General features: G+C 68.6%; 42 protein-coding genes and 1 pseudogene. 37 read left to right on the plus strand and 6 right to left on the minus strand.

Going from position 1 to position 22,861, the window contains the following annotated elements; genetic code table 11:
- Positions 1-30: 30 nt before the first annotated feature.
- The 3 genes from F4562_RS16435 to F4562_RS16445 all read right to left on the minus strand — a co-directional run bounded on the left by F4562_RS16435 (position 31) and on the right by F4562_RS16445 (position 1,880).
- Positions 31-861, minus strand: a complete 831-nt coding sequence (locus F4562_RS16435) for a hypothetical protein (RefSeq protein WP_184547626.1) — start codon at positions 859-861, stop codon at positions 31-33.
- Positions 858-1,262 carry a hypothetical protein gene (locus tag F4562_RS16440; protein WP_184547625.1) on the minus strand — a complete coding sequence of 135 codons (405 nt, stop codon included), beginning with the start codon at positions 1,260-1,262 and terminating at the stop codon, positions 858-860. Before F4562_RS16440 ends, F4562_RS16435 begins: the two co-directional genes overlap by 4 nt.
- A gap of 147 nt (positions 1,263-1,409) precedes the next feature.
- On the minus strand, positions 1,410-1,880 hold the full coding sequence (locus F4562_RS16445) for a helix-turn-helix domain-containing protein (protein ID WP_184547623.1): 471 nt from the start codon (positions 1,878-1,880) through the stop codon (positions 1,410-1,412).
- Between the two features lie 158 nt (positions 1,881-2,038).
- Here F4562_RS16445 and F4562_RS16450 point away from each other — a divergent pair, with 158 nt between their 5' ends.
- From F4562_RS16450 to F4562_RS16620, 35 genes and pseudogenes are all read left to right on the plus strand, one after another.
- Positions 2,039-2,296, plus strand: a complete 258-nt coding sequence (locus F4562_RS16450) for a helix-turn-helix domain-containing protein (RefSeq protein ID WP_184547621.1) — start codon at positions 2,039-2,041, stop codon at positions 2,294-2,296.
- A gap of 47 nt (positions 2,297-2,343) precedes the next feature.
- Positions 2,344-2,589 (plus strand): BldC family transcriptional regulator, encoded by a 246-nt coding sequence (locus tag F4562_RS16455; protein WP_246473452.1) that lies wholly within the window; start codon positions 2,344-2,346, stop codon positions 2,587-2,589.
- Positions 2,589-2,852: a hypothetical protein gene (locus tag F4562_RS16460; RefSeq protein ID WP_184547619.1), complete on the plus strand. Its 264-nt coding sequence runs from the start codon at positions 2,589-2,591 to the stop codon at positions 2,850-2,852. Before F4562_RS16455 ends, F4562_RS16460 begins: the two co-directional genes overlap by 1 nt.
- A 52-nt stretch (positions 2,853-2,904) precedes the next feature.
- On the plus strand, positions 2,905-3,513 hold the full coding sequence (locus F4562_RS16465) for a hypothetical protein (RefSeq protein WP_184547618.1): 609 nt from the start codon (positions 2,905-2,907) through the stop codon (positions 3,511-3,513).
- Complete coding sequence (locus F4562_RS16470) at positions 3,513-3,956, plus strand: hypothetical protein (RefSeq protein WP_184547617.1); 444 nt, start codon at positions 3,513-3,515, stop codon at positions 3,954-3,956. The genes F4562_RS16465 and F4562_RS16470 overlap by 1 nt, the downstream gene beginning before the upstream one ends.
- Complete coding sequence (locus tag F4562_RS16475; RefSeq protein WP_184547615.1) at positions 3,956-4,366, plus strand: hypothetical protein; 411 nt, start codon at positions 3,956-3,958, stop codon at positions 4,364-4,366. The genes F4562_RS16470 and F4562_RS16475 overlap by 1 nt, the downstream gene beginning before the upstream one ends.
- Positions 4,366-4,581: a hypothetical protein gene (locus tag F4562_RS16480; protein WP_184547613.1), complete on the plus strand. Its 216-nt coding sequence runs from the start codon at positions 4,366-4,368 to the stop codon at positions 4,579-4,581. The genes F4562_RS16475 and F4562_RS16480 overlap by 1 nt, the downstream gene beginning before the upstream one ends.
- Entirely contained in the window at positions 4,581-4,883 is a 303-nt protein-coding gene (locus F4562_RS16485; RefSeq protein WP_184547611.1) for a hypothetical protein, read from the plus strand. The genes F4562_RS16480 and F4562_RS16485 overlap by 1 nt, the downstream gene beginning before the upstream one ends.
- Entirely contained in the window at positions 4,880-5,989 is a 1,110-nt protein-coding gene (locus F4562_RS16490) for a YqaJ viral recombinase family nuclease (protein ID WP_184547609.1), read from the plus strand. Before F4562_RS16485 ends, F4562_RS16490 begins: the two co-directional genes overlap by 4 nt.
- Positions 5,986-6,921 carry a recombinase RecT gene (locus F4562_RS16495; protein WP_184547607.1) on the plus strand — a complete coding sequence of 312 codons (936 nt, stop codon included), beginning with the start codon at positions 5,986-5,988 and terminating at the stop codon, positions 6,919-6,921. The genes F4562_RS16490 and F4562_RS16495 overlap by 4 nt, the downstream gene beginning before the upstream one ends.
- Before the next feature lie 5 nt (positions 6,922-6,926).
- A complete protein-coding gene (locus tag F4562_RS16500) occupies positions 6,927-7,172 on the plus strand; it encodes a hypothetical protein (protein ID WP_184547605.1) in 246 nt (81 codons plus the stop codon).
- Positions 7,169-7,543, plus strand: coding sequence for a helix-turn-helix domain-containing protein (locus F4562_RS16505; protein ID WP_184547603.1), 375 nt, complete (start codon positions 7,169-7,171; stop codon positions 7,541-7,543). The genes F4562_RS16500 and F4562_RS16505 overlap by 4 nt, the downstream gene beginning before the upstream one ends.
- Positions 7,544-7,859: 316 nt before the next feature.
- Positions 7,860-8,321, plus strand: coding sequence for a WhiB family transcriptional regulator (locus tag F4562_RS16510; protein ID WP_184547601.1), 462 nt, complete (start codon positions 7,860-7,862; stop codon positions 8,319-8,321).
- Positions 8,318-9,193: a ParB N-terminal domain-containing protein gene (locus F4562_RS16515; RefSeq protein WP_184547599.1), complete on the plus strand. Its 876-nt coding sequence runs from the start codon at positions 8,318-8,320 to the stop codon at positions 9,191-9,193. Before F4562_RS16510 ends, F4562_RS16515 begins: the two co-directional genes overlap by 4 nt.
- A complete protein-coding gene (locus F4562_RS16520) occupies positions 9,190-9,732 on the plus strand; it encodes a hypothetical protein (RefSeq protein ID WP_184547597.1) in 543 nt (180 codons plus the stop codon). Before F4562_RS16515 ends, F4562_RS16520 begins: the two co-directional genes overlap by 4 nt.
- The gene (locus F4562_RS16525; protein WP_184547595.1) at positions 9,732-10,706 is read left to right on the plus strand and encodes a hypothetical protein; all 975 of its coding nucleotides are present in this window, start codon (positions 9,732-9,734) and stop codon (positions 10,704-10,706) included. Before F4562_RS16520 ends, F4562_RS16525 begins: the two co-directional genes overlap by 1 nt.
- Positions 10,706-11,056, plus strand: a complete 351-nt coding sequence (locus tag F4562_RS16530) for a hypothetical protein (protein WP_184547593.1) — start codon at positions 10,706-10,708, stop codon at positions 11,054-11,056. The genes F4562_RS16525 and F4562_RS16530 overlap by 1 nt, the downstream gene beginning before the upstream one ends.
- Positions 11,056-11,271 carry a hypothetical protein gene (locus F4562_RS16535; RefSeq protein WP_184547591.1) on the plus strand — a complete coding sequence of 72 codons (216 nt, stop codon included), beginning with the start codon at positions 11,056-11,058 and terminating at the stop codon, positions 11,269-11,271. The genes F4562_RS16530 and F4562_RS16535 overlap by 1 nt, the downstream gene beginning before the upstream one ends.
- Positions 11,268-12,071 carry a hypothetical protein gene (locus F4562_RS16540; protein WP_184547589.1) on the plus strand — a complete coding sequence of 268 codons (804 nt, stop codon included), beginning with the start codon at positions 11,268-11,270 and terminating at the stop codon, positions 12,069-12,071. The genes F4562_RS16535 and F4562_RS16540 overlap by 4 nt, the downstream gene beginning before the upstream one ends.
- Positions 12,068-12,577 (plus strand): hypothetical protein, encoded by a 510-nt coding sequence (locus F4562_RS16545; RefSeq protein WP_184547587.1) that lies wholly within the window; start codon positions 12,068-12,070, stop codon positions 12,575-12,577. Before F4562_RS16540 ends, F4562_RS16545 begins: the two co-directional genes overlap by 4 nt.
- Complete coding sequence (locus F4562_RS16550) at positions 12,574-13,062, plus strand: RusA family crossover junction endodeoxyribonuclease (RefSeq protein WP_184547585.1); 489 nt, start codon at positions 12,574-12,576, stop codon at positions 13,060-13,062. The genes F4562_RS16545 and F4562_RS16550 overlap by 4 nt, the downstream gene beginning before the upstream one ends.
- Entirely contained in the window at positions 13,059-13,679 is a 621-nt protein-coding gene (locus F4562_RS35005) for a WhiB family transcriptional regulator (RefSeq protein WP_246473453.1), read from the plus strand. Before F4562_RS16550 ends, F4562_RS35005 begins: the two co-directional genes overlap by 4 nt.
- The gene (locus F4562_RS16560) at positions 13,676-14,182 is read left to right on the plus strand and encodes a hypothetical protein (RefSeq protein WP_184547583.1); all 507 of its coding nucleotides are present in this window, start codon (positions 13,676-13,678) and stop codon (positions 14,180-14,182) included. Before F4562_RS35005 ends, F4562_RS16560 begins: the two co-directional genes overlap by 4 nt.
- The gene (locus F4562_RS16565; RefSeq protein WP_184547581.1) at positions 14,179-14,415 is read left to right on the plus strand and encodes a hypothetical protein; all 237 of its coding nucleotides are present in this window, start codon (positions 14,179-14,181) and stop codon (positions 14,413-14,415) included. Before F4562_RS16560 ends, F4562_RS16565 begins: the two co-directional genes overlap by 4 nt.
- Positions 14,412-14,726 carry a hypothetical protein gene (locus F4562_RS16570; protein WP_184547579.1) on the plus strand — a complete coding sequence of 105 codons (315 nt, stop codon included), beginning with the start codon at positions 14,412-14,414 and terminating at the stop codon, positions 14,724-14,726. Before F4562_RS16565 ends, F4562_RS16570 begins: the two co-directional genes overlap by 4 nt.
- The gene (locus F4562_RS16575) at positions 14,719-15,093 is read left to right on the plus strand and encodes a hypothetical protein (protein ID WP_184547577.1); all 375 of its coding nucleotides are present in this window, start codon (positions 14,719-14,721) and stop codon (positions 15,091-15,093) included. The genes F4562_RS16570 and F4562_RS16575 overlap by 8 nt, the downstream gene beginning before the upstream one ends.
- Positions 15,050-15,373, plus strand: a pseudogene (locus F4562_RS36365) (winged helix-turn-helix domain-containing protein); the annotation flags it as partial. The gene F4562_RS16575 and the pseudogene F4562_RS36365, both read left to right, overlap by 44 nt.
- Before the next feature lie 160 nt (positions 15,374-15,533).
- Positions 15,534-15,743, plus strand: coding sequence for a hypothetical protein (locus F4562_RS16585; protein ID WP_184547575.1), 210 nt, complete (start codon positions 15,534-15,536; stop codon positions 15,741-15,743).
- Positions 15,733-15,963: a helix-turn-helix domain-containing protein gene (locus tag F4562_RS16590; RefSeq protein ID WP_184547573.1), complete on the plus strand. Its 231-nt coding sequence runs from the start codon at positions 15,733-15,735 to the stop codon at positions 15,961-15,963. Before F4562_RS16585 ends, F4562_RS16590 begins: the two co-directional genes overlap by 11 nt.
- Positions 15,956-16,168, plus strand: a complete 213-nt coding sequence (locus F4562_RS16595; protein WP_184547571.1) for a hypothetical protein — start codon at positions 15,956-15,958, stop codon at positions 16,166-16,168. The genes F4562_RS16590 and F4562_RS16595 overlap by 8 nt, the downstream gene beginning before the upstream one ends.
- A complete protein-coding gene (locus F4562_RS16600) occupies positions 16,165-16,353 on the plus strand; it encodes a hypothetical protein (RefSeq protein ID WP_184547569.1) in 189 nt (62 codons plus the stop codon). The genes F4562_RS16595 and F4562_RS16600 overlap by 4 nt, the downstream gene beginning before the upstream one ends.
- Positions 16,350-16,547, plus strand: coding sequence for a hypothetical protein (locus F4562_RS16605; protein WP_184547567.1), 198 nt, complete (start codon positions 16,350-16,352; stop codon positions 16,545-16,547). The genes F4562_RS16600 and F4562_RS16605 overlap by 4 nt, the downstream gene beginning before the upstream one ends.
- Complete coding sequence (locus tag F4562_RS16610) at positions 16,540-16,704, plus strand: hypothetical protein (RefSeq protein WP_184547565.1); 165 nt, start codon at positions 16,540-16,542, stop codon at positions 16,702-16,704. Before F4562_RS16605 ends, F4562_RS16610 begins: the two co-directional genes overlap by 8 nt.
- Positions 16,701-17,252, plus strand: coding sequence for a hypothetical protein (locus tag F4562_RS16615; RefSeq protein WP_184547563.1), 552 nt, complete (start codon positions 16,701-16,703; stop codon positions 17,250-17,252). Before F4562_RS16610 ends, F4562_RS16615 begins: the two co-directional genes overlap by 4 nt.
- Before the next feature lie 47 nt (positions 17,253-17,299).
- Positions 17,300-17,767: a lamin tail domain-containing protein gene (locus F4562_RS16620; RefSeq protein WP_184547561.1), complete on the plus strand. Its 468-nt coding sequence runs from the start codon at positions 17,300-17,302 to the stop codon at positions 17,765-17,767.
- 364 nt (positions 17,768-18,131) lie between these two features.
- On the opposite strand, the gene F4562_RS16625 is transcribed toward F4562_RS16620, so the two are convergent.
- Together F4562_RS16625 and F4562_RS16630 are read right to left on the minus strand one after the other, a co-directional pair.
- Positions 18,132-18,683, minus strand: a complete 552-nt coding sequence (locus tag F4562_RS16625; RefSeq protein WP_184547559.1) for a VanZ family protein — start codon at positions 18,681-18,683, stop codon at positions 18,132-18,134.
- Positions 18,684-18,779: 96 nt separating this feature from the next.
- Complete coding sequence (locus tag F4562_RS16630) at positions 18,780-19,193, minus strand: hypothetical protein (protein ID WP_184547557.1); 414 nt, start codon at positions 19,191-19,193, stop codon at positions 18,780-18,782.
- A gap of 729 nt (positions 19,194-19,922) precedes the next feature.
- On the opposite strand from F4562_RS16630, the gene F4562_RS16635 reads away from it, so the two are divergent.
- Together F4562_RS16635 and F4562_RS16640 are read left to right on the plus strand one after the other, a co-directional pair.
- Complete coding sequence (locus F4562_RS16635) at positions 19,923-20,555, plus strand: hypothetical protein (protein ID WP_184547555.1); 633 nt, start codon at positions 19,923-19,925, stop codon at positions 20,553-20,555.
- A gap of 152 nt (positions 20,556-20,707) precedes the next feature.
- Positions 20,708-22,066, plus strand: a complete 1,359-nt coding sequence (locus tag F4562_RS16640) for a pentapeptide repeat-containing protein (RefSeq protein ID WP_184547553.1) — start codon at positions 20,708-20,710, stop codon at positions 22,064-22,066.
- A gap of 260 nt (positions 22,067-22,326) precedes the next feature.
- Here F4562_RS16640 and F4562_RS16645 read toward each other — a convergent pair whose 3' ends face one another.
- Positions 22,327-22,806, minus strand: a complete 480-nt coding sequence (locus tag F4562_RS16645; RefSeq protein WP_184547551.1) for a hypothetical protein — start codon at positions 22,804-22,806, stop codon at positions 22,327-22,329.
- Positions 22,807-22,861: the final 55 nt, after the last annotated feature.

A 22,861-nucleotide genomic window follows, 5' to 3' on the forward strand; every position in this document is an offset into this window, starting at 1 on the left:
TGCCAGTGTCCGACTCGAACCTGTGGAGAACTAGCGTGACGGGAGGAGCACTCCCGTCACGCCGCCGAGCACGCCTTCTACGTCCTCCACCGTGCTCTGCACGGTGTCCCTCAGGCTTCCCGCCACCTCTCCCACCGCTTCCCTGGTCTCTGCGGTGATGTTCTCCAGGGGCTTGTCGGCCTCCGGAGTGTCGGATGACGGGTGTGCCGAAGGTTCAGCCGGCTGCTGCGCCGGTTGATCGCTGGTCTCGGGCGGGAGTTCGGCCGTGGACGTGGTGCGCGGGCTCGGCGTCATGGTCGGCTCGGCACGCTGAGTCGGTGCCGAGGTGGTGGGCTCGGCGTGCGGACTCGGCGCGGAGGTGGTGGGCCGCGAATCCGGAGGTGGTGACGGCTGTGGCCACCGGCCCGGAGACGAAGGGCTGGAGCGGCCCGCATCCGGTGCCGGTGACACCGGGATCCGGCGGGGTGAGCGGATCGTCGGTGACGGGCGCCTGGTGGACTGTGCGGTGGGAGCCGCCTCGGCGGGGGCCACAGCGACGGGCGGGGGGCGGTCGCCCGGTCGCGGCTCGGGTGCGCCCAGGATGACCGCTCTGCAGATGCTTACGGCGGCGGCCGTGGACGTCGCGGTGGTGACGACCGGCGCCCACAGCAGGTCGCGCAGCCGCTCGGCCGTCAGCAGCAGCACAGGTAAGGGCAGGGCGCCGAGAGGACGGTCGGGGCGAAGCGCCGCGGCGACCGCGGCCCGCTGCTCATCGTGCGGCAGGGTGGAGTTCACGACGATCACCGTGATGCCGTGCTCCTGCTTGCCGATCTGTACGGCGACGTCCTTGGGTAACTCCCGGTAGCGGATGACGTGCGTCATGTGCCGCTCCGTATCTCGTGGTGAACCTCCTTCCAGATACGTTTGAGTTCTTGCCAGTCGTGGAACTCCCGCACCGGGTCGGCGGCTCGGGCCGGACCGCGCATGATGAGCGTGACGTCCGCTCCGTCGACCTCCACTCGCACCGGGACGTAGCGGGGGCTCCCGGTGCGCCAGGCGGCGACGAGGTGCTCAGGCGGTGGATCGGACGGGTCGATGCCCAGTGCCCGTTGCTGAATGACGATCAGCTCCTGGGCTCGGGCGAGGGCTTCTTGAGCCTGCTGGAGTTCCGCTCCCATGGTGACGATGGAGCTGGTGGCGCGTTCCTGCCAGGTGGACAGGGCGGTGATGCGGCGGACACGCCTTTGGATAACATCCAGGATCTCTTCGTTGGGGGGTTGCATGGAGTACACACCTTTGTGCATAGTGCGACGGACGTGCAGTGTGCTTCCCAGGCGCCCACGTGAAACCGATGTTCCCCCCATTTAACGTTCAATTGCCATTTTCAGGCGTTCGCTACCAGATCGTTATGCATGATGATCATTAAATGATCAGGCGGAATGAGCCTGCGTCTCTCCATTCCCGTTGTTGCCCTGCGGCTGGATTGAGCGCATCGCCTCGATCAGCGTGATCACGGCCTGGCGCTCGCTCTGGGACAACTCTTCGATCTCCAGAATGCGCTGCCTCCACGTCTCGACCGTCGGGGCCGGCGCCACCTGCGCGACGTGGTCGGCGGCGTGGATCTCGGCAAGGATCCCCAGCGCATCGTCACGTCCCACCTCCGCCAGGCGCTCCGGCGCGATCTCCAGGGCGGCCCAGATGTGCGCGAGCGTTCCGGCCGGCGCGGTCACCGGCACGTACTGCCCCTTCTTCGTCTCGTAGCCGTTCTCGATCTGGCTCAGCCTGGCCGCGCTGATCCCGGCGGCTTGCGCGGTCTGCGGAATGGACAGCCGTTTCGCCTTGCGGACGCGCCGGACAAGCACCGCCTCCGGCGGTGGTTCGGGCATCTGCGGTGTGGTCATCGGTCCCTCGCCTGATCGGTGTTTCGCTGTGCGAACTAAGGCGAACTGTAACGGCTGGTGAGGGACCTGGCCAGCGATTCTCGATGCTCGCTGGCGACACTGAAAAAACTGTAAGAAAGCTATAGACAGTTTGAACAGTTCGCCTTAATGTCAACAGCATGCACCACAGCTCGCGCCCCCGGCGGCAGCACGTCCGGGCACCGCTCAACCAGGACCCGGAAGCCCTGCGGGTCGCCCGGATCGCGGCCCGGATGCGACCAGTCGATCTCGCCCGCGCGGCGGAGATCAGCAAGGGGCACATGAGCGAGCTGGAGGGCGGCACGCGCAGCGCCTCCCCCGAACTGCTGGGGCGCCTCGCCGTGATCCTCGGCTGTGACGTGCGCGAACTGATCAACAAAGTCTCGGCCAGCGAATAGGAGCAGCCAGAGACGACTCCTGAACCACTCCCCGAAGGAGAGCCCCCATGAAGGGCATCAAGACCATCGCCTCCGATGGCACCATCACCATCACCCCCGACCCTGTCGCCATCGAGCCGCTGCTGACTCCGGCCGAAGTCGCGACCATGTTCCGCGTCGACCCCAAGACCGTGACCCGCTGGGCGAAGGCGGGCAGGCTCAGCACCGTCCGCACCCTGGGCGGTCACCGCCGCTACCGCGAGGCCGAGGTCCGGTCGCTGCTGGCGTTCGGCGAGCAGAAGCGCGTCCAGTGATGAGCCGCCTCGACGACATCCGCCAGACCTGGCCCGAGCAGACGGCCGTCCAGCACAGGGGGACGGGCGCGACCGGCGTGATCACCCCGTGCCCGCTGCGCGACCCGATCGCCCGCGACCGCCGTGTCCGGCCCACGCCGCACCTGCTGCTCAACAGCTCCGACCCCGGCGTGGTCTGGGTGCGGTGGGACGACCAGCGGCCGGGCTGCTGGATGCGGCCCGCGCAGCTCCGCAAGATCCGCGCCCGAGGGAGGACCCAGTGATGGGAACCCCCACGCACACCGACCACCGCACGACCGGCGAGGAGGGCACGCGATGACCCGACCCCGAAACACACGAGACGAGATCATCCCGATCCCGGCCGTGCACGGCGTCCACATCCCCGGCGCGATCGAAGCCCAGGAGGCCGCCGGTGGGGCGGCGATGGCGGCGGGCGACTGCGAGGTCATCCCCGTCGAGATCCTGGGCGGCACCGACGCGGACTTGATCGCACTCGGCTTCACGCTCGGCGAGATCGACCGGTCCGACCCGCTGTTCCGGCAGGCGACCCTCCCGCCGGGATGGAAGCGGCAGGGCACCGGCCATTCCATGCACACCGACATCGTGGACGAGCTGGGCCGCAGGCGGGTCGGAGTCTTCTACAAGGCCGCCTGGTACGACCGGAAGGCACACCTGTCGATCACCACGGTGTACGGCTACGTCAGCTCATGCGTGTACGAGGGCACCACACCCGTCCTCGATGAGACATGGGCCACCCGGAAGACCGTCCTCGCCGAGCTGGACAAGATCTGCGAGCACGAGCAGGAGCGGGTGAACCTGTGGTCCGGCCAACCCGAGCCGTACGCCGCCGAATACGAGCAGAAGGCGCGCGACAAGGTCACCCGGACTGACGCGCTCCGCAAGACGCTCGGCCGGAGCGAGTGATGGCCGCGCCCCATTCCAAGGTCGACGTCCCGGCCGGCCCCCTGGAGATGGCGAACAACCTCGTGGCCGCTGTCGGACGGCTGGTCGACCACACCACCCGCGACCCGATGGAAGCCGTCATCTACAACCTGCCCGCCCGCGCCGTCGCGTGTGCCGAGCAGGCCGAGCGGCTGGCCATGGTCTCCATCGCCCAGGACCTGCGGCGCATCGCCGACCACCTCACCGGCAGCACCGCCGAGCGCGTCTCCGTCCAGTCGGCCGGGGAGCCCGATGTCCTCGACGAGGCCCTTCTCGACGAGGCCCGGCGGCACAGCACCGGCTACCTGCGAGACACCTACGCCCGGGGCATCGAGTTCGGCCACCCCTGGCCGTCGCTGAAGAACGCGATCGAGCAGGTCCTGGCCGAACGCGGTGAACCGATCCACACCCCCAAGGAGTTGTGATGGGTCTTCCTCTGAACGTCCACCTCTACACGCAGATCACACCGGATCAGGTTCGCAAGACCCTGTCGGACGACGGCTGGTCCAGCCTGGACATCGGGCCGCTGCGCGTACAGATCCCGCGTGGCGACCTCACCCGCGTCCGGGCGGCCCGGCTGCTGGCGGAGACCATCGCCGCTCAGGCCGACTTCTGGGACAAGGATCTGGCCGAGCTGGAGCGCGAGCTGGTGGCCGCCGAGCAGGTCGCCACCGCCCAGGCCCCGGAAACCACCGGGCCGATTCCGGCTTCACCCACCGCCGAGCCGCCCGCCGCCGAGCCGGTGGGCGGGGACGACCCCGCACTGGACGCCCGGGTGACCGCCTTCATGGAAGCGCCGGAGACGCACCGCCGAAGCCGCAGGGGGGCCCGCTGATGGGCCGCCACCGATACGACAGCCACCTGGACGAATGGGCCGCGACCTGGCGAGAGCAGAACCCCGACGCCTGGCTGGCACCGTTGCGAACCGGCGGCACCCGCACTGAGCGGCGCATCCGCCAGACCCTCGCGCAACGCGGCCTGCTCCTGGTCAAGCGCGCCGGCCGCCGGGCGCTGCGCCTGCGCCGTGCCCTGGTGAAGGGCGGTCGGTGATGAGCTACGCCCCGCTGTGGCCGGAGTGGGTCACCCAGACCCGCGAGGCGCTGGCCGCGCACAACGCCGGAGTCTCCGAGACCAGACGTATCGCCTTGCAGGACCTCGGCGCGTACATCGGCGAGGAGTTGCGCATGGAGTTCCCCGACGTCGAGGCCACGCTGATCGGCCTGATCGCCCTGCGGACTGCATCGCACCTCGGCGGCCTGATCGCGGACGCGCCGGACGGCGTGGACCTGGAGTCCGCTACCTGCGTCACCATCGGCCTGATGGCCGGGGATCACCTGGTGGGGGCGCGATGAACGGCCTGATCACGCCCACCGCGCGCCTGCTCGCCCCGTCCGGCCTGTCCCGTGAGGACTGGCTGGAGGTTCGCCGGACCGGCATCGGTGGCTCCGATGTGGCCGCGATCCTCGGCATGGACCACAACCGGGGACCGCTGCACGTCTACCTGTCCAAGCGCGGGGAACTGGCCGAGCGCCGCGATCCGCGCCTGGACCGGGCCGCCCGGCGCGGCCACAAGCTAGAAAGTCTCGTGGCCGAGCTGTTCGCCGAAGAGTCCGGCCACGAGGTTCTCCAGTCGCCGGGAACGCTCCAGCACACCGACCGGCCGTGGATGCTCGCCAACTGCGACAGGTTGGTGGTCGAGTCGTCCGCGCTGGCCGCCTGGTCGGAGCCGCACCCGGATATCCCGCTCGGTCCCGGCTATCCCGACGCCACGGCCGTCCTGGAGTGCAAGAGCAGGACATGGCGAAGCGCCCGCCGGGAGGACTGGAAGGGCGAGGAGGCGCCGGACGGCCCGGCCCTCCAAGCGCACTGGTACCTGGCCGTCACCGGTTACGAGGCGGCCTACGTCGCCGGGCTGATCGACGACGACCTGACATGGTTCCGCATCGCACGTGACGAGGAGCTGATCGGCCACCTTGTCACGCTGGTCGGCGAGTTCTGGGAGCGGCACGTGCTCGCCGGAGTCGAGCCCGACCCCGGCGATCTGGAGGCCACGGACGAGCTGCTGTCCCATCTGTGGGACGTGAAGCCCGACGCGGTGAAGTTCTTCGCGGGGGCCGAGGTCGCCGAGATCGACGCCCTCCTTGCCGAGCGTGAAGCGATCAAGGAGCAGCGCAAGGAGCTGAAGCGAGACCTCGGCCGGATCGAGAACCGGCTGAAGGCCAAGCTCGGCCCCAACGAGGTCGCCGAGGTCGCGCTGGCACCGGGCCGGGAGCTGTACTCCTGGCGCCGCAACGGCAACTTCGCCTCCGCCCGGTTCCGCGAGGCCGAGCCGGAGCTGGCCGCCGAGTACGTCCACCTCGTCAAGGCCATCGACCGCGAGCGCCTGGCCGCTGAGAAGCCCGACGTCTACACGCGGCACCGCGCCCGCGTGCTCCGTACCCCCGGAGGATCATCATGACCACCAACCTCAGAGGCCGGGTCGCCCAGCGCGCGACCGGCAACCGGCAGGCGAACAAGGAACTGGCCGTCAAGGCGAAGGTCCGCGACGTCCGCCAGCTCTTCCAGCAGATGCGACCCCAGTTCGAGATGGCGCTGCCCCGGCACGTCACCGTGGACCGCTTCCTGCGCATGGCGCTGACGGCCGTGCAGAAGACGCCGAAGCTGCTGGACTGCACACCGGAGAGCCTGCTGGCCGCGCTGCTGGAATCGGCGCGTCTGGGACTGGAGCCCGGCACGAAGCAGGCCGCCGTTGTGCCCTACGGCAAGCAGGCCACGTTCATCGCTCAGTGGCAGGGCCTGGTGGAGCTGATGTACCGCTCCAGCCAGGTCACGAACGTGACGGCGGAGTTCATCCACGAGAACGACGAGTGGAGCTACCGGATCGGCGACGGCGGCGGGTTCTGGCATGAACCCGACCTGCTGGCCCCGGCCAAGGATCGCGGCTCGATCGTGCTGGTCTACGCCTTCGCCGAGATCAGGGGCGGTGGCCGGTCGAAGATCGTGACGCTGAACCGGCGGCAGGCCGAGGAGATCCGCGACCAGTACAGCAAGGCGTACGCACTGGCCGAGAAGCACCGCCGCGAGGACCCCGAAGGCTTCGCCGAGAACCCGAACGGTGGTTGGTACACCAGCACCTGGCACACCGAGTTCGACGCCATGTGGCGCAAGTCGGCAGTTCGGAGACTGGCCGACTGGGTGCCGCAGTCGCCCGAGCTGGTCGAGCTGCTGTCCCGGGAGAACGAGGCGGGCGAGAGCGAGCTGCCCGACTTCGACTTCGAGGGCGAGGTCGTCGGCGAGAGCGAGGAGACCGAGACGTCGGCCGACGCCCCGCCCGGCGAGACGGCCGAGCCGCAGCACCGTGCGGATCCTCCCACCACCGGCGGGAGGTGAGCGCCGTGAACCGGTATGGCATCGCCGCCCAGCTACGGCGGATCGCCAGGGAGAAGCCCACCGACATCACAGCGGCGTTGCTGCACCTAGCCGCCGACCTGGAGGTGGACCGCTACCAGGCCAGGACCACACCGGCTCCCGACCCGGTCGTTGAGCAGCCCGCGCCGGTCCCCGGGACGGCGGAAGCCAAGCCCGAGGAGGAGACACCCATCAGGCGCGGCCTGCTCGGCATCTTCCGGCGGCCGTCATGAGCGAGCCTGAAGGGCTGCGGCTGACCGTCACCTGGGAGTTCACCGGCCGGCCGTCGGTGGAGAAAGTGCTCGGCTTCGTCGAGCGCTGGACTGCCGGGCAGGTTGGGGTGGACATCCCCGAACTGCGGCCGATCCAGGTCCGTGCCGTGGACGTGCAGCTCAACGCCGAAGCGATCCACCAGCCGAAGAAGGGGGCCGCGCTGCGCCGACGGCGCCAGGCGCTCGGGTTGACCCAGGAGAAGCTGGGCGAGCTGGCAGGACTCAGCGGCACTGCCGTGAGCAACTGTGAGACCGGGCGCCTCAGTGTGCTCAGCTCTTCATGGGGCCAGCTTCTCCGAGCCCTCGATGCTGCGGAGAAGGCCCGGTCATGACCAGATCCAGACTCGCCACGCAGCCGTATGAGCCCAGCTCCGGCCGTGGTGAGACCCGCCCGCCGCTCACCCTCGGGCGGCCGGGCGGGAAGCCCGGCGGCGGCACCGCGCCACCGCCGCCGGGCCGTGCCCGCCTCGCCCTTTCTGGGGGGTGGGGGCGAGGCGGGCACCCATGCGTCCAGGCCCGGGTGCTGGGGGGTCCCGGGCTTGGACCCACGCCCCCGGCCGGATGGCGTGCGCGACGCCACCCGGCCGGGCCGGGGTTCCGCCGCGGCTCGGGGGCCGTGGCGGAACCCCCCTACACCAGGGAGGCCAGATGAGACAGCGTGACCGCTTCGGCGCATGGGGTCTCGACAGTCCCCGGGGAGAGACCTGGCGGGAGCGGGCCGTCTGCAAGTACGTCGAGGATCCCGACATCTTCTTCCCCGCCTTCGACGACATGCGGGGTGGCGCGGGAGCTGAAAGACGCGCCTACGCCAAGCCTCGGCAGGTGTGCGCCCGATGCCCGGTCTGGAGGCAGTGCCGCGCTTACGCCATCGAACGAGGCGAGCGGTACGGCATGTGGGGAGGGCTGACCCCCCGGCAGATCCGCCGCGAGCACGAAGGCCGTGCAGCAGAGCGAGGCGGGATGGACGAGTACGACCGTCGCGGCCGGGACCTGGCCACCGAACGTCTGCGCCCGGATCGCAAGCCTCCCACCAGGGGTGAACTGCTGACTGGGCTGATCACCGCATTGCACCGGCTGTACTCGACGCCGCCGGACGGGAGAGGCGAATGAGGGTCTCCGTGGACGCCATCACGCTCGGCGAGCGGGACCGTACGGACCTCGGCGACCTGGACGAACTCGCGGACTCCATCGCCGCCGTGGGCCTGCTTCACCCGGTTGTCATCACCGAGGCCCGGGAGCTGGTCGCAGGCGGCCGGCGCCTGGCGGCGGTGCGCCTACTCGACTGGGGCGAGGTCCCCGTGACGATCGTGGATCTCGCGACGGCGGCCGACGTGCTGAAGGCGGAGGCCGACGAGAACACCTGCCGCAAGCCGCTCACGCCGTACGAGGCCAGCCGGGCACGTGAGCGGCGAGCGCGAGTGCTGGCGCCGAAGGCGGAAGGGCGCAAGGCGCATGGACAGACGGCACCAGGCAGGCCCAACGCTTCCCCCAGGTTGGGGGAAGCGTCCCGAAAGGCACGCGAGACGAGCAAGGTCGCTGCGATCGGCACCGGCTACTCGGGCTCGACGCTCGACAAGGTGGACCGGATCCGTGATGTCGCCGAGCGCGGCGTCGTCCGTCAGGGCAGGACCGAGGTTCCCGTTCCCGAGCCGGTGCGCGAGGTCGCCCGCCAGGCACTCGGCGAGGTGAAGGTCACCGGGGCCGCCGTGGAACCGGCCTCCCGGAAGGTGGACCAAGCCCTGGCCGAGTACGTCCAGGGGTCGGCCGACGTGCAGGCCGCGCGGCTGCGCAAGGAGACGTTCCGCCTGATCGTCCAGCTCAACGACGGCCTGCCCAAGCTCGACGCCGCCCGCGTGGCCGAGCTGTGCGACGAGGACATGTGGACGGCCATCACCGCGGCGCACGACCGCCTGGCGGCGTGGACACGGGACGTCGGCGAACGACGCGGGCCGGGCCTGCGCGTGATCAAGGGGGAGAAGTGAGTGACATCTACCGGATGCTCTCGCCGGAAGAACGCGCCGAGTACGACGCGCTGCTCCACGAGGCCGGATACGACGACAACGGCGAGCAGCGACCGGCGCACGAGATCAAGGAGCGGATGCACAGGCTGCTCCAGGACGCCGTCCAGGCCCATCGGACCTGGGCCGGTTACGTCCTCGACGCCGACGTCCGCGAGGGTCATCACAGGCGGTTCAAAGGATGGGACCGAGCCCGCCAGGTGGTGAGCACCCGCCACGGCGGACGGGTGGTCAAGCGCTCGGCCGTCATGTCCCTGCGCCGACGCGATCCCGACAACGGCCGGACCTACTGGCAGGGGACGTTCTACCCCGACATGACGCGCGAGGACCTGCTGGATGTGATCAACGGCTCCGAGGTCCGGATCGGCTCCGAGCGCATCACGATCGCGACGGCCCGTCGGCTCGTGGCCCTCCTGGACGAGACCGGCGCGGCCACGGTCGCCGAGGCGCTGGAGGCGCGCGGCGTGGAGCTGGAGACCTACCTGCTGGAGGAGAGCGCCTGATGCCGCGTATCCGAAGTGTCAAGCCTGAGTTCTGGTCGGACCGCAAGCTCGCTCGGCAGCACTCCCGTGACGCCCGTCTGTTGTACATCGCGCTGTGGAACCAGGCCGACGAGCACGGCCGTGTGCTCGGCGATCCGCGGTGGATCAAGGGCGCGTGCCTGCCGTATGACGACGACATTGACGAGAAGGCGATCGAGAGGCTTCTCGGCGAGCTGGCCGCGTCCGGGCGCGTCCGGCCCTATGTCGTCGATGACGACCCGTACCTGTTCCTGCCGAAGCTGGCCAACCACCAGCGGCTCGAAGCGGCCAAGGTCCCGAGCCGGCTGCCCGCACCGCCGCCCGCGATAGCCGGTCCCGAGGATCCTCCGCCCGGTGGCGCGCACCTGTCCGAGCCGGATGCGGGCGAGTCAGCGCCGCGCGCAGACGAGTCCGCGCGGGACTCCGACGAGTCAGCGCTTTCTTATGTGGCAGGTAGCAGGGGGCATGTAGCAGGTGGCAGGAAGCAGGGTTCTCCGGTTACCGCCGTAGGCGGTCTTACGCGCCGTAACGCGCGCACGCGCGAGAGGGCGCCTGCGGCGCAACCGGAAGACCTCCTCGCTCGCCGGGTGATTCGCGCCATCCCGCGCTACCGGGCCGCGCCCGGCTGGGTCCGCAAGCACCTCGCCGCCCTGGCCCGCGATGCCCTGGGCGCCGGGTACGGCTCCGGGGCGCTGACCCGCTATGCCCGGATGGTCATCGAGGAGGAACGCTTCCTCGGCCACCAGCACATCCCAGAACTGCGCGCCGCGCTCCGGCGTCTGGAGCTGGACGTCCGCCTGGGCGACGCCTGCCCCTGCTGCGGCCAGGAGCCCGACGACTGCCCGGCGGCGTCGGCCACCGACGACCGGCCGTGGACCGAGCAGGACCAGGCCGCCTGGGAACGCACCTTGGCTCACCTGGGCGCCGACCCCGACGAGCTGGCCAGGGGGGCGTGATGAGCGATCCGCTCGAGCACGACGCCCGCCGCCTCGTCGGCGTCTTCGCCCGGCGGCTGCGCGAGACCGCGGGCACCGCCCCGGACATCCTCGCCGCCGACCTGGTGGCGATCGTCCGTGGTCACGGCTGGCGTCCGGTCGAGGCCCTGAAGCCGCCAGCCCCGGCCCTGGGCGACGGTAACGGCCGCGCCGAGTACGCCGCGCGCCGGGCCGCCCTCGACAGCCGCCCGCCCTGCGTGTGCGGAGCGGCCGTCACCGCTCACCAGCTCGACGGCACCCGCCGCACCGGGTGCGCGGCCACCGGCTGTACCCGCTACGCCCCTGCCCCGGCCCCTGAGAGGAGCGCCTGATGCCGCCCCGGATCATCGTTGCGATCGAGCTGGTCAGCGGTGGCCGTGCTCGGGCCGTGTGCCGCACCGAGGGCTGTACCGCCCTGGAGGGCAGGCGCTGGAAGGGCGAACCGCGCGTCACCAAGACCCGGGCCGCGAAAGACGCCGGCGACCACCGCAGGTGGCACCGCCACCAGCAGCCCATCCCGGAGCAGGCAGTGGAGGCCGGAGCATGACCCAGCTCACGTACTACCCGCCGCGCGACGACCCGACGCCGGAGCCGGAGACCCCGGTGATCGATTGTCGCGACGGCTTGCGCTGGGGCTACGTGGTCGCTGACCTCGACCGCATCGCCCGCATGGCCCTGTCACGGCAGGTCGGGCTCCACACCTTCGAGCCCGCCGAGCGGTATGAGATCGCCTGGTCGGCCATCGCCCTGGAGCTGTACGCCGCAGCCGAGCGGCCCACCGTCGGCGACCTCATCTCGGCGGGCTGGAACGCCATCGCCAAGACCAACGCCGACCAGGCTCGCCACCACGGCCGTGACCGGATCCGGTACAAGGGGACGACCCGCAGCTCCTTCCGGAAGTACTGGGGGGACGCCGCCTCACTGCACACCTCCAGCCCGGAGGGCGGCATCGTCGAGCGCCTGGCCCTCGAACAGATCTGGCCCATGCTCACCGCGGGCCAACAGGAAGCGCTGGCCGCTCTCGCCGTTCACGGCAGCGTGGCCGCCGCCGCACAGGCGCTCGGCAAGACCTCGACCGCCGTGCACGTGATCGCCCGCGCCGGAAGACTCCGCTTCAAGCAGTGGTGGCACGAGGGAGAGACACCGTCCAGGCCGTGGGGCCGTGACCGGCGCCGCGCGGAACCGGCCACGCACTGCCCGGCCGGCCACGAGCGGACATCGGAGACGTCGTACGTCAAGCACACGATGCGGGGCGGCAAACCGAAGCAGCAGATCATCTGCCGGATCTGCCGCGAGGAACGCCGGGCTGCGGGCAACGTGCGCAAGGCAATGGCGGTGACGGCATGACAGCGCCCCTGGATGCTGACACCTCCGCCAGTCTGCGGGAAGCGCTCGCCACCCTGGTGCCACTGAACATCGCCGCACTGCGTGGCACGACGTTCGAGCAACGACGTGAGCGTGTCGCGGGCGCCGCCGACCTGATCGCCGGTAAGGCCGACCAGATGATGTTCGGCACGGGCAAGACGGCGACGGGCGTGCTCTCGGCACTCGCCATGGGTATCGCTGTCGGCGCTTACCAGCCCGGCGGGGTCACCGTCCTCGGAGTGCACGCGTGCGCTGACCCTCACCCGTGGTGCCCCGCCTCGGCGACGCGCCCGGTCTGCTGCGCCTGCGGCCCCACCTGCACGGCCGCGGCCCTCGACGGTGGTTGTCCGGACACGAGCCGGTGTGCGTGGTGCGCCAACGGCTGCCCGAACGCCGACAGCGGATCGCCGTGCTGCACTCCTACGCATGTCATGGGCCGGTTCGTGATCCTGGCCGCCGCTGACATGGGGCCGGAGGCGGCTCGATGACGGCCCCGCTGCTCATCATCACCGTGAAGGGCACTCCCGCCGGACAGGGCAACCTGAAGACCGGCGCCCACGGCAAGAGCTACCACGCCAACGGCGGCGAGCTGCGGAACTGGCGGGAACGCATCCGCGGGGCCGCCCTCGACGCCCTCGGCCGCCACGAATGGGTCGGCCTCGGCCGCACCACGCCGTGCCTGCAATGCGACGTCGTCCGCAAGCGGCACGCCGAGCTGCTCGGCCCGGTCCGGCTGGAGACCGTCGCCACCGTGGCCAAGCCGCGAACCGCGACCGCCGAGTGGCCGATCACCCGGTCCTCCTCGGACTGGGACCACTATGCCCGAGCGATCGGCGACGCCCTGACCGGCGTGGTCTACGCCGACGACTCCCAGGTGATCGACGGCCGCCTGATCAAATCCTTCCCGCACGTCCACGAGCACGCGCTGGGCGAGCCCGGCGCCGTCATCCGCGTCTGGGGGGTGGGCACATGACCACCGTCGTCCGTCGCTCCCGTGCTGACACGGTCGCGCATCCCATGATGCGCACCGCCGTCCCGGCCTGCCGGGGGTACGACCCAGAGCTGTGGTTCCCGGTCGGCGGTTCGGCGGGGCCGGCCCTCCAGATCTGCCGACGCTGCCCGATCGTCGAGCCGTGCCGCGCGTACGGCATCGCCTACGACGTGGACGGCATCTGGGGCGGGACGACTCGCGCTCAGCGTGACGCCCACCGTCGTACCCATGGCATCGGGGCACGCTCCGTCTTGACCTCCATCCCGAAGTCCCCGCCGGGCCCGGTCCCGCGACGCCCTGAGCGACGGGCACCCTCGGTGGTGGTCGACGCCCCCGCGCCCGAGCCGGAGCCCGCGCCCGAGCCCGCGCCCGAGCCCGCGCCCGAGCCCGAGCCCGCGCCCGAGCCCGCGCCCGAGCCCGCGCCCGAGCCCGCGCCCGAGCCCGCGCCCGAGCCGGAGCCCGAGCCCGTCAAGCACTGCCCGCGCTGTGACACCGACCGGCCACTGACCCGCTGGTACCGCAACCAGCACGCAGCCGATGGCCTGTCGGCCTGGTGCAAGCCCTGCCTTCACGAGATCGCCCAGAAAGGCAACCCGTGACCACCCTGAAGTTCGATTCCAAGCTGGGCGCCGCCGCCTCGGCCGCGCTGGAGGAGCACATCCGGCCGATCTACGACAAGCCCGGGTGCTCGCGCCTGGCCATCATCGAGTTCCGGCATATCGAGCGCACCCAGCCCGCGCCCGACGCCGACAAGGACCCCTCGGTGAAGGTCCGCATCTCCCACTGTGAGATCCCCGGCCGTGACCAGGAGGGATACATCCGCGAGGCCCAGCGGGCGCTGTACCTTCAGCGCACCGCCTCGGGCACACTCGACGACGACGGCCAGCTCCAGCTCACCCAGAGCACCCTCAAGCACATCGGTGGCCTGCTGCACGAGGTTGAGGTGGCCCGGCTGCGCGCCGGCCTGCGCCACTGGGTGGACTACGCCGCCCGGGTCAACAGCAACGCCTCGCTGACGATCTCCGAGATGCACCACGAGCTGGACACCGTCGCCCAGGGCTTGGCCGCCCTCTTGCACAACACCCCCGAGGGGACTTCATGATCGGCCACATCCACCACGGAGTCGCGGCCCTGACGATCGTGACCAAGCAGGCCGACAGCAGTGTGGTTTCCCGGCGCTGGCTGATCTGCGAGCACTGCGCCGAGAGCCTCGCCGCACACTTCGGCCCGCCGAGTGACGAGGTGCTGGCCACGGCCGACGCCCGCCGGGCGCTCCAGGAAGCAGCCGACGCCACCCCCGGCTACATCCATACCGATCTGCGAGATGAACCGTGAACGTCACCGAGGCCACCGAGTGGAACAAGGTCCTGCGCTGGATCCTCGGCACTACGGCCCTCGAGGAAGAGCCGGTAGGTGACGACGAGGCGATGGAGGCCGCCGCGGCACTGGCCGACCGGGCACGACGGACGCTCGGCGCTGGCCCGACGGCGGCGGAGGTGCGCAGCATGTGGCTTCAGCGGCTGCCCGTCATCGTGGTCGACCGGGTGCCGTACGACTCCGGCGGTGAGCTGGCGACCGGCCTGCGCCTGGTCCGCAACACGACCGCTCAGCCCGAGCCCGTCCAAGTGGACGGCCGCGATGGCTGAGGACCTGATGCTGTTCGGCGTGCCCGACGCCCCCGAGCCCAAGCCGCCGAAGGAGTCACCGACGGTGCGCCGGACCCGGCGGCAGGCCGCCATGCTCGCCGCTGGCCTGCACCCGCTGTCCACGGTGCTCGGCACGGTGTCCGGCTCGAAGCTGCGCCTGCACACCGAGGCGGCGCCGTACGGCGATCACCGAGCGCCCGGCCGCCGGTGCGGCAACTGCCGATTCCGCAAGCTCGTCCACGGCGGGGCGCAGTCCTACCCGAAGTGCGCCTTCGGTGATGGGGCTCGGGTCAGCCACGGCGCCGCGACCGACTGCCGCGCCTGGTGGCCGGCCTGCTCCGACCACGAATGGAAGATCGATGGATGACCCGCCGCCGCTCCGTGTCGACCTGCGCGCCTGTCGAGTCTGGCAGGGGCAAGAGGAACTGAGTCTCACGCTGCTGGAGTTTCGGTTGCTCGCCTTGCTGGTCGATCACGCCGGAGTCGTGGTCACCCGCGAGCAGATCATGCATGAGGTGTGGGGGACCGGCTGGCGGCCCTCCAAGACCTTGGACATGCACATCTCGTGGCTGCGCCGCAAGCTCTCCGACGATGCCACCTGGCCCACCTACATCACGACCGTGCGCGGCATCGGCTTCCGGTTCGACGGGGCGGCGGAGGTCGTCGGCTATCCGGCGTCGCCGGCTTCGGCCGGTGACGCGCTGGCGCTGGCCCGCGCCGTCTTGGCCGAGCTGCGAGCGCTGGCCGACAGTGCACAGGCCCGCCTCGCCGAGCTGGAGCGCGCCCACACCGAGGAGGTGACCTCCAGTGCCTGACCCGCTCGGTTTCATCGTCGTGGAGTACCCGCCCGGCGCGGCCTGGCCCGACTGCAACCCGCACGGCGAGATCCACCGCGAGATCAGCGGCGCCCGCCACGAGCGGCACAACCTGGAGATGACCGCCCGCTCGACCGGTCATCGCGAGACGTACCGGATCGCCGAGGTGCGCCTGGTGGAGGACGACACCGATGACCGATGAGCCGACCTCCTACACCGAGCTGGCAGAGGTGCTCACCGCGCTGCCGCTGCTGCTGCGCGAGGCCCGCCGCGCCCGCCATCTGAACCAGAGCAAGGCCGCCGGCCAGCTCGGCGTCTCCGTAGCGACGATCTCCCGGATCGAGTCCGGGGAGGGCTGCTACGTCGAGAGCGCTCTGACCGTCCTGCGCTGGCTGGACATGGGAGGAGACGAGCGTGGCTGACAGCGATGCGGTCTACCTCCGCCAGGCCCTGCCGGTGCTGGTCGCCTACACCCGCCAGGTCGTGCTGGCCGTGGACGTGGAACGGATGCACGCGGTGGCCGAGGAGGCGGGCCTGCCCGCCGACCAGGTGGCATTCCTGGCCGCCATGCGCGACTTCCAGCGGGCCGTCCGTGGCCTGCTGGTGGACGAAGGAGTACTCCCGTGATCTTTCACCGCTGCCGTTTCGCGCCCACCGCGGTCCAGCACGTGGCGACCTCCCTCATCGTCACCGGCCCGGGGGCCACGCTCGTGCTCCAGCGCTGCGCCCGCTGCGGACGCCACCAGGTGGAGACCCTGCCCGGCCGGTGGGACGCTCAGCAGCTCGACGCGGGCACCCGGAGACCGTCATGACGATCAGGACCGGAGTCACCCAGTCAGCCGCCGACCCGAAGGGCGGCATGACCTTCGGCGAACTGCGTGAGTTCGTGCAGGCCGCGATGCGGGCCGACGTCGCCGACGAGGCGGTCGTCCGCCAGACGGCCACCTGGCGCAGCACCATCCGCCGCCTGGAGGTCGAGACCCACAAGGAGCTGCTCAGTGAGTGACCCGCACATCACCATCGCCCTGACCTTCCGCACCAGCGCCCCGTCGGCGGCCGTGCTGGAGGGCGTGATCGCCGCGCTCAACCGGCACGCCATGCCGTACGAGCTGGCCGCCGCGAGCTGCTCGACCTACGACCTCGACGAGGTGGACGACCAATGATCACGTTGCGGCTCGTCCTGCACGGCACGGTGCCGTTGCTCATGAACAACGGGCGCCAGGCCAACCCGCTGGACCCGGCCACCGGCGCCCTGGAGCGGGCTCGCGCAGCCGGAGCCGAGGAGGTCGCCCGCACCGAGCACGCCGCGGCGCTCTACCTGGATCCGGCGGCGGGGCCGTACCTCCCGGCCGTCAACCTGTGGGCGGCACTGCGCGACGGCGCCCGCCGCCTGGGCGCCGAAGACGCGCTGACCGGCGGTCTGGTCATCACGACCGAGGTCAACGCGCTGGTCTACGACGGCCCGCGGGATGCTGCGGGCCTGTGGGCCGATCCCGCCTTCCGGCTGTCGGTGCGGGTCGGCCCGGCCGGCGCCCACCGATGCCGCCCGATCTTCCGCGCCTGGCACACCGAAGCCGCGGGCTTCCTCGACCCCGCGGTCCTCGGCCTGGACGAGCTGGAGCGCATCGCGCAGACCGCGGGCGCCCTGGTCGGCCTCGGCGACTGGAGGCCGCGCTACGGGCGGTTCACGGCGACGATCGAGAAGACCTGACACGGCATGGCACGGCACGGAAGCGAAGGATCGACAGAAGGAATCTCATGACCAAGCTCCGGACGCTGGCGCTCGCCCTGGCCCTCGTGCTGGCGGCGGCCCTCGGGCTGACCGCCTCCGCGACGGCCGAGACGACGCCGGACATGCGGATCACCAAGGTCAACTACAACGCCGTCGGCACGGACACGATGGCCAATCGCAACGCCGAGGTCGTCAGGATCGAGAACAAGTCCACCGACCCGGTGGATCTCACCGACGGCTGGAAGCTCCGCGACAAGTGGGGCCACACCTACACCTTCGCCGACGCGGCGGTGAAGGCCGTTCCCGCTGGCGGGGCCGTCGAGGTCTACACCGGGGCCGGGACGAACGCGACCGCCGGCAACGTCACGAAACTGTTCTGGAACCTGCCCTTCCACGTCTGGAACAACTCCGGCGACTGGGCGAAGCTCTGGGACTCGACCGGTGGAAGCGGTGCGGACTACGTCTCGTGGGACGCATACCTGATCAGCGGATGATGTAAAACTCACGGCACGGCACGGGCCGATTCCAATAACGTTCCGAAAGGACGGATCGGCCAGAAGAAAGAGAAAAGAGAATCAGATGGGAAAGAACAGTAAGCGGATCGTCGCCACCGTGCTCCTGGTGGTCGACGGCGTCGGTGACAGCTCGACATGGCACACGTTGCGATCGGCGGAACGGGCGCCTCGGTACTGGTGCCATCCTCTTGCATCTCCTCGGAATCTGGCGTCCCGGTGAACGAGCCGCCCAGCACTCCCGCTATGGCAGGGGTGCTGCCCATATGTGCCGGGACCGGCGGGGGCGACTGAAGCCGCAGGAGACCCCGCCGGTTGGGCCCACCAAGAAAGGGGGCTATATGGCTTAAGGAGCGACGGAATCGGTGTGCCGCTCATCACCAAGTCGCTGCTCATGGGTTTTGTGTGTCGCCATAACGAGGATCCGTGCAGTGATGATTCCCGCTAGGCCGCCGATCAAATTGAAGATGAAGTCGGTCGTGCTGCAAACCCTGTCGGAAAACATCTGGATCGTTTCGATGGCTGCGGATCCCGATGCGAGAATCGCTATCGTTACAAAGGTTCGGCGGAATACTAGATGCCCGAAGAGTGCCACTGGAAAGTAAAGTACGGCGTTTAGATAGTTTTGAGAATCCCATACATTTGCTGCCTGGAGGGGATTCTGGATGACGCAAGACAGGAATCCGTAGTAGTTGACGTGAAGGGGGAGGGTGATGGCAAGCACGCCAGCCCCCCCGAGAAGGAACATGAAGGTCAGCCATCGCGCTGATCCCGTGCGCCGGGCAAGCCAGCCGGATACTGGTATCGTTATGATGAGCAGGATGCCCAGAAAGAATGCTATTGGTATGAGGAGGTCGTGATTTGAAAGAAGCACCTCTATGGGTACTGGTAAATGCACGGCAAAACCCCTTCACTGTATATCAAGGAGATAAAACTATACGGCAGTGTGCAACGCCAGGCGCCGCACACTGCCAACCTGCACCGCTAGGATCCGCTAGCAAGATCCCCAAACGCGGGTAACGTACTGGTAGCCGGTGAGCGTGTTGAGCATTACCCCGTGGTAGCAGCCGATCGGTTCAGTGACACTAAAGGCCCTTTCGGCGGTCTGGCCCGAGTTCACGTTCTGCGCTGCCGCGTAGACGGGAGGAGAAATTCCCACGCCGCTAGAATCCGTCTCCTGGTAGCCCAGTCGAACGTTCGTCGTGGATCCGCCAGTCTTCTCGTAGAGCACATTGATACGACGAATCGACCCGCTGCCGATGCAGAAACCGGCCTTTAGCGTACCGTTCGAGATGCCTCCGGAGGCGTCTCCGCCAAATACGTAGCTGCCGCAGGTGTTGACTGCCGCGTTGGCGGCTGGCGACAGAACACCCATGCCGAGGGTCGCGACCAGGGCTGTCAGCAGCACGGATACGCTTCGTGTGACGTTTTTCACGTGAGCCTTTCTCTTTGCTCGTTGGATCTGTTTTGCGGAGCGCCAGGAGAAGCAGCAACGGCCGTTGGCTTGTCCGGAGAATTTATGTATTACTTCACCAGATTGCCTCTCTTGACATTCAGATGAAATCATTTTCAAGAATAGGAGTAAATGTGAAGTGGATCACACTTGATGATGTTGTCCGTAATTATTACTTCTGGCTACCCGATAATTTTATCGCTTTTGGTTGCACGGAAATTACCGAGTGTTATTCGTGGCGAGTGTCGGTCACTTACGGAATGTAATGGAGATGCCTCTCACCAGCATCATGATCATCGTGTGTACTTTGCTCTGGTGGAGGGGGGCTGGTGTGGCCGAGCGGTGGCACTTCATGGAGTGTGGCGGGAATATGCCGTACCGTTACGGCGTGTAGTATGCGGACAGACTTTATGGGTGGCATGAGTGGTCCGAAAAGGTAGACCGAAAAGTGATTAACGGTCAGGACCGTTTTGCAAACTTCGGCACCTAAATACACATCGGGGCCGTCCCGCCCATCACAACTTTCGGGTAGGTGGAAGATGCTCCGCATCGGACTTCGAGTTCCACCGCACGGACGTTGTCGAACCGTATTTCTGTACGGCCGGTAGTCGTGTGTACGCCCTTTAGCGTCTGATAGAAATGCCAAAGATCAGTGGCCTTACAGGCCCGCCGTACCCTCGATGTATGACTCTTGCCGAGGAGATCTCTGCACTCGTCACCGAACTCGGACCGTTGCTTGACCAACTTCGCGTGCTCCTGCCCGAGCAAGTCGCCGACGCTGCCCGTGGCAGCATGCAGCACCACAAGGTCACCGGCTCCCCGGCACCTTGGCACGCCGAAGCAGGACCGATCCTGATGGACATCCACGAGGGCGCCCGCCGCCTGGAGGCATCCCTGCGGCGCGAGGTCGCCGGGCAGCTCGGCGAGCGCCGCGGCGGGTCCGACGCCAACACCGTGGCGGCCCTGGCCTCGATCGCCCGGCTCGTTCACGCTGTGCCCGAGGACGGCGCCCGCCGTACGGCGCGCATCCTGTCCGGCTGGATCCGCCGGGCCGAGGAAGTCCGCGACATCGGCGAGGCCGAGCGATGGGAACCACTGCGCGCACCGGCCGGCCAACTCCCGCCGGCCTGCCCGTACTGCCGCACCTTCAGCCTGCGGGTCGGCCGGCGGGAGGGGCGGGTCAGGTGCGCGAACCGCAGGTGCGTGGATGGCGACGGGCGCCCGCCGGCCGCCGTGATCGACAAGAACCGATTGAACGGGGACGCCATGCTCGTCTGGGCGGACGGCCGGGTGATCTACTACGGAGCAGAATCGTAACGATCACATGAAGGACGGGCGCGGGTTGGGGCGGGATTGGCTGGGATGGAAGGATGCGCCTGCCCGCGCGACTACTCCGCCTGCTCCGCCCTACCCTCGCCATCTCTGCTGAGCCCGCAGCTCATGATCCTCCCTTAGCTGTCGCGGAACCGATGGTGCCGCCGCCGTTGCGTACGCCACGGGCCGCAGCGTGGTGGATCGTTCCGGCGGCGCTGCTGGTCGGTGGCGCGGCCACCGTGATGGCGTGGTGGCTGCTGAGCAGCCTGCCGCCCTTACCAAAAGCCGCAGAGGAGGCCACGGCTCGCCAAGGCGCGATCCAAACCGCCCTGGCCCTCGCCGCCGGAATCGGTGCAGCGATCACTTTGATGCTCGCTTTCCGCCGCCAGCGCCACCAGGAGCATGCCACACATGTGACGGCCTACCTCACCGAACGCAACGCCCGTCTGGCCGAGCAGGTCGCTGAGCACAACCGCCAAGACGCCACCGAACGCCGGGTGACCGAGCTATACACCAAGGCCGTCGAGCAGCTCGGCCACACTACGGCCGCTGTCCGCTTAGGCGGGCTGTACGCCCTGGAACGCCTCGCCCAGGATAATCCCGACCACCGGCAGACCATCGTCAATGTGATCTGCGCCTATCTACGCATGCCATATACCTTGCCCTCCGACAGCACACGGCACGATCCGATACATGCTGTTCCGCGCGCTACTGTCGCCGGGGCCTCCGCTCTCGCTGCCGGACATGACCCCCATGAAGAGCGCCAGGTCCGGTTGACCGCTCAGCGCATCCTGGCCGAGCACCTACGCGATGACCGCACGCTGGGACAGTCGACGACGCTTGCCAATTCCCGTTTTTGGGAGGGCATGCGCGTTGACCTGACCGGCGCTCTCCTTATTGACCTTGACTTCGCCGGCTGCCTTACCGTCGACGCCTGGTTCGAAGGGACGACTTTCAGGGGGAGAACAGACTTCAGGCGGACGGCCTTTAAGGGAGATGCGAGGTTCAGTGGAACGATCTTCGAGAGGGACGTCTGGTTCGCGGAGGCGATCTTTGTAGAAGATGCCTGGTTTACTAGGGCAACCTTCGAGGGGGAAACTGGTTTCAGCGAGGCGACCTTTGAAAAGGGAGTCTCGTTCGGTGGGGCGGCCTTCACGGGGGAGGTGAATTTTGGCGATGTGATCTTCAAGGGAGAAGTCGGGTTCGACGGGGCGGCCTTCACGAGGGATATAAATTTTGGCGATGTAACTTTTAAAGGGGACGCCTATTTTGGCTACGCGACTTTCAATGAGAATGTCCATTTTGAAAAGGTGATCTTTGAGGAGGACGCATGGTTCGGTGAGGCGACCTTTGGAGGGGATGCCTTGTTTGATGATGTCCGGGTGTTACGGCTGGATAACGAACACCGCTGGCCAGTTGGTTGGATAGTTGTCCGGCAGAAGGACGGTTCCGGATTGCTCCAGCGAGACGACGCCGAACCGTCACCACCCCCTGCTGTGGCAGAGGACGAGTAAGCAGATCCTCGCCATGGTCGTTGGTCCCGATGTGTGAGGGGAGACGGTCGAGTCCGGCCGCTCCCAATGGGGATCGGCCTTCCGCGTCGTAGCCACCGACTACAGGCCAGCTTCCTCCTTGCCGACGCCTTGGAGACGGCCGGGATCACAAAGTCGTGGCTCTCTGGGGGCGCTGCCACTCAAGACAGTCATGTGGATCAACCCCGGCTACGTCCGCGTCTCTCTCGGGGACGGCCGCGTCGTCGAGGAACTGGAGCCGATCACTCCTTGACGAGATAGACCTCAGCGCTTATGACGACGCACTTCACCTTGCCACCGGGAAGGTCGTCGGCCTCGACCGCCGCACTGTCGGAGATCTTCGCGCGCTGGCCCGGCTTGATGTTGTTCGCGCCCGCGATGCTCTCAGCGATCGCCGTGCCGTCGGCTGCCTGGTACTGGAGGTGCAGGGAGAGCGTGCCCGTGAGTTTGGTCGTGTTGGTGGCGAAGGCGGTGGATTCCACGCCGTAGGTAATCGTGCCCCCGCCGTAGTCCTCTTTGCGGAACTCGCACTCGGTGATCTTGACGCTCGCCGGATCGATGGCCGTGCGATCTGGATCAGAGGGCGCCGGCTCCGGAGTCGGCTCGGTGGTTTCGGTGGCCGGTGGCGGCTCGGTGGGGGCGGCGGACGTCGAAGAGCCGCACGCGGTCGCGGTGATCCCGGCAAAGGCGAGTGCGAGCAGCAGAGGGAGAGGTCTGGTCATGTGACCCACCGTGGCGATCTCGTCACGGTCCCGCAACCGATCTACAGGAACCGAT

The organism is Streptosporangium becharense (assembly GCF_014204985.1).
GTDB classification, from domain to species: Bacteria; Actinomycetota; Actinomycetes; order Streptosporangiales; family Streptosporangiaceae; genus Streptosporangium; species Streptosporangium becharense.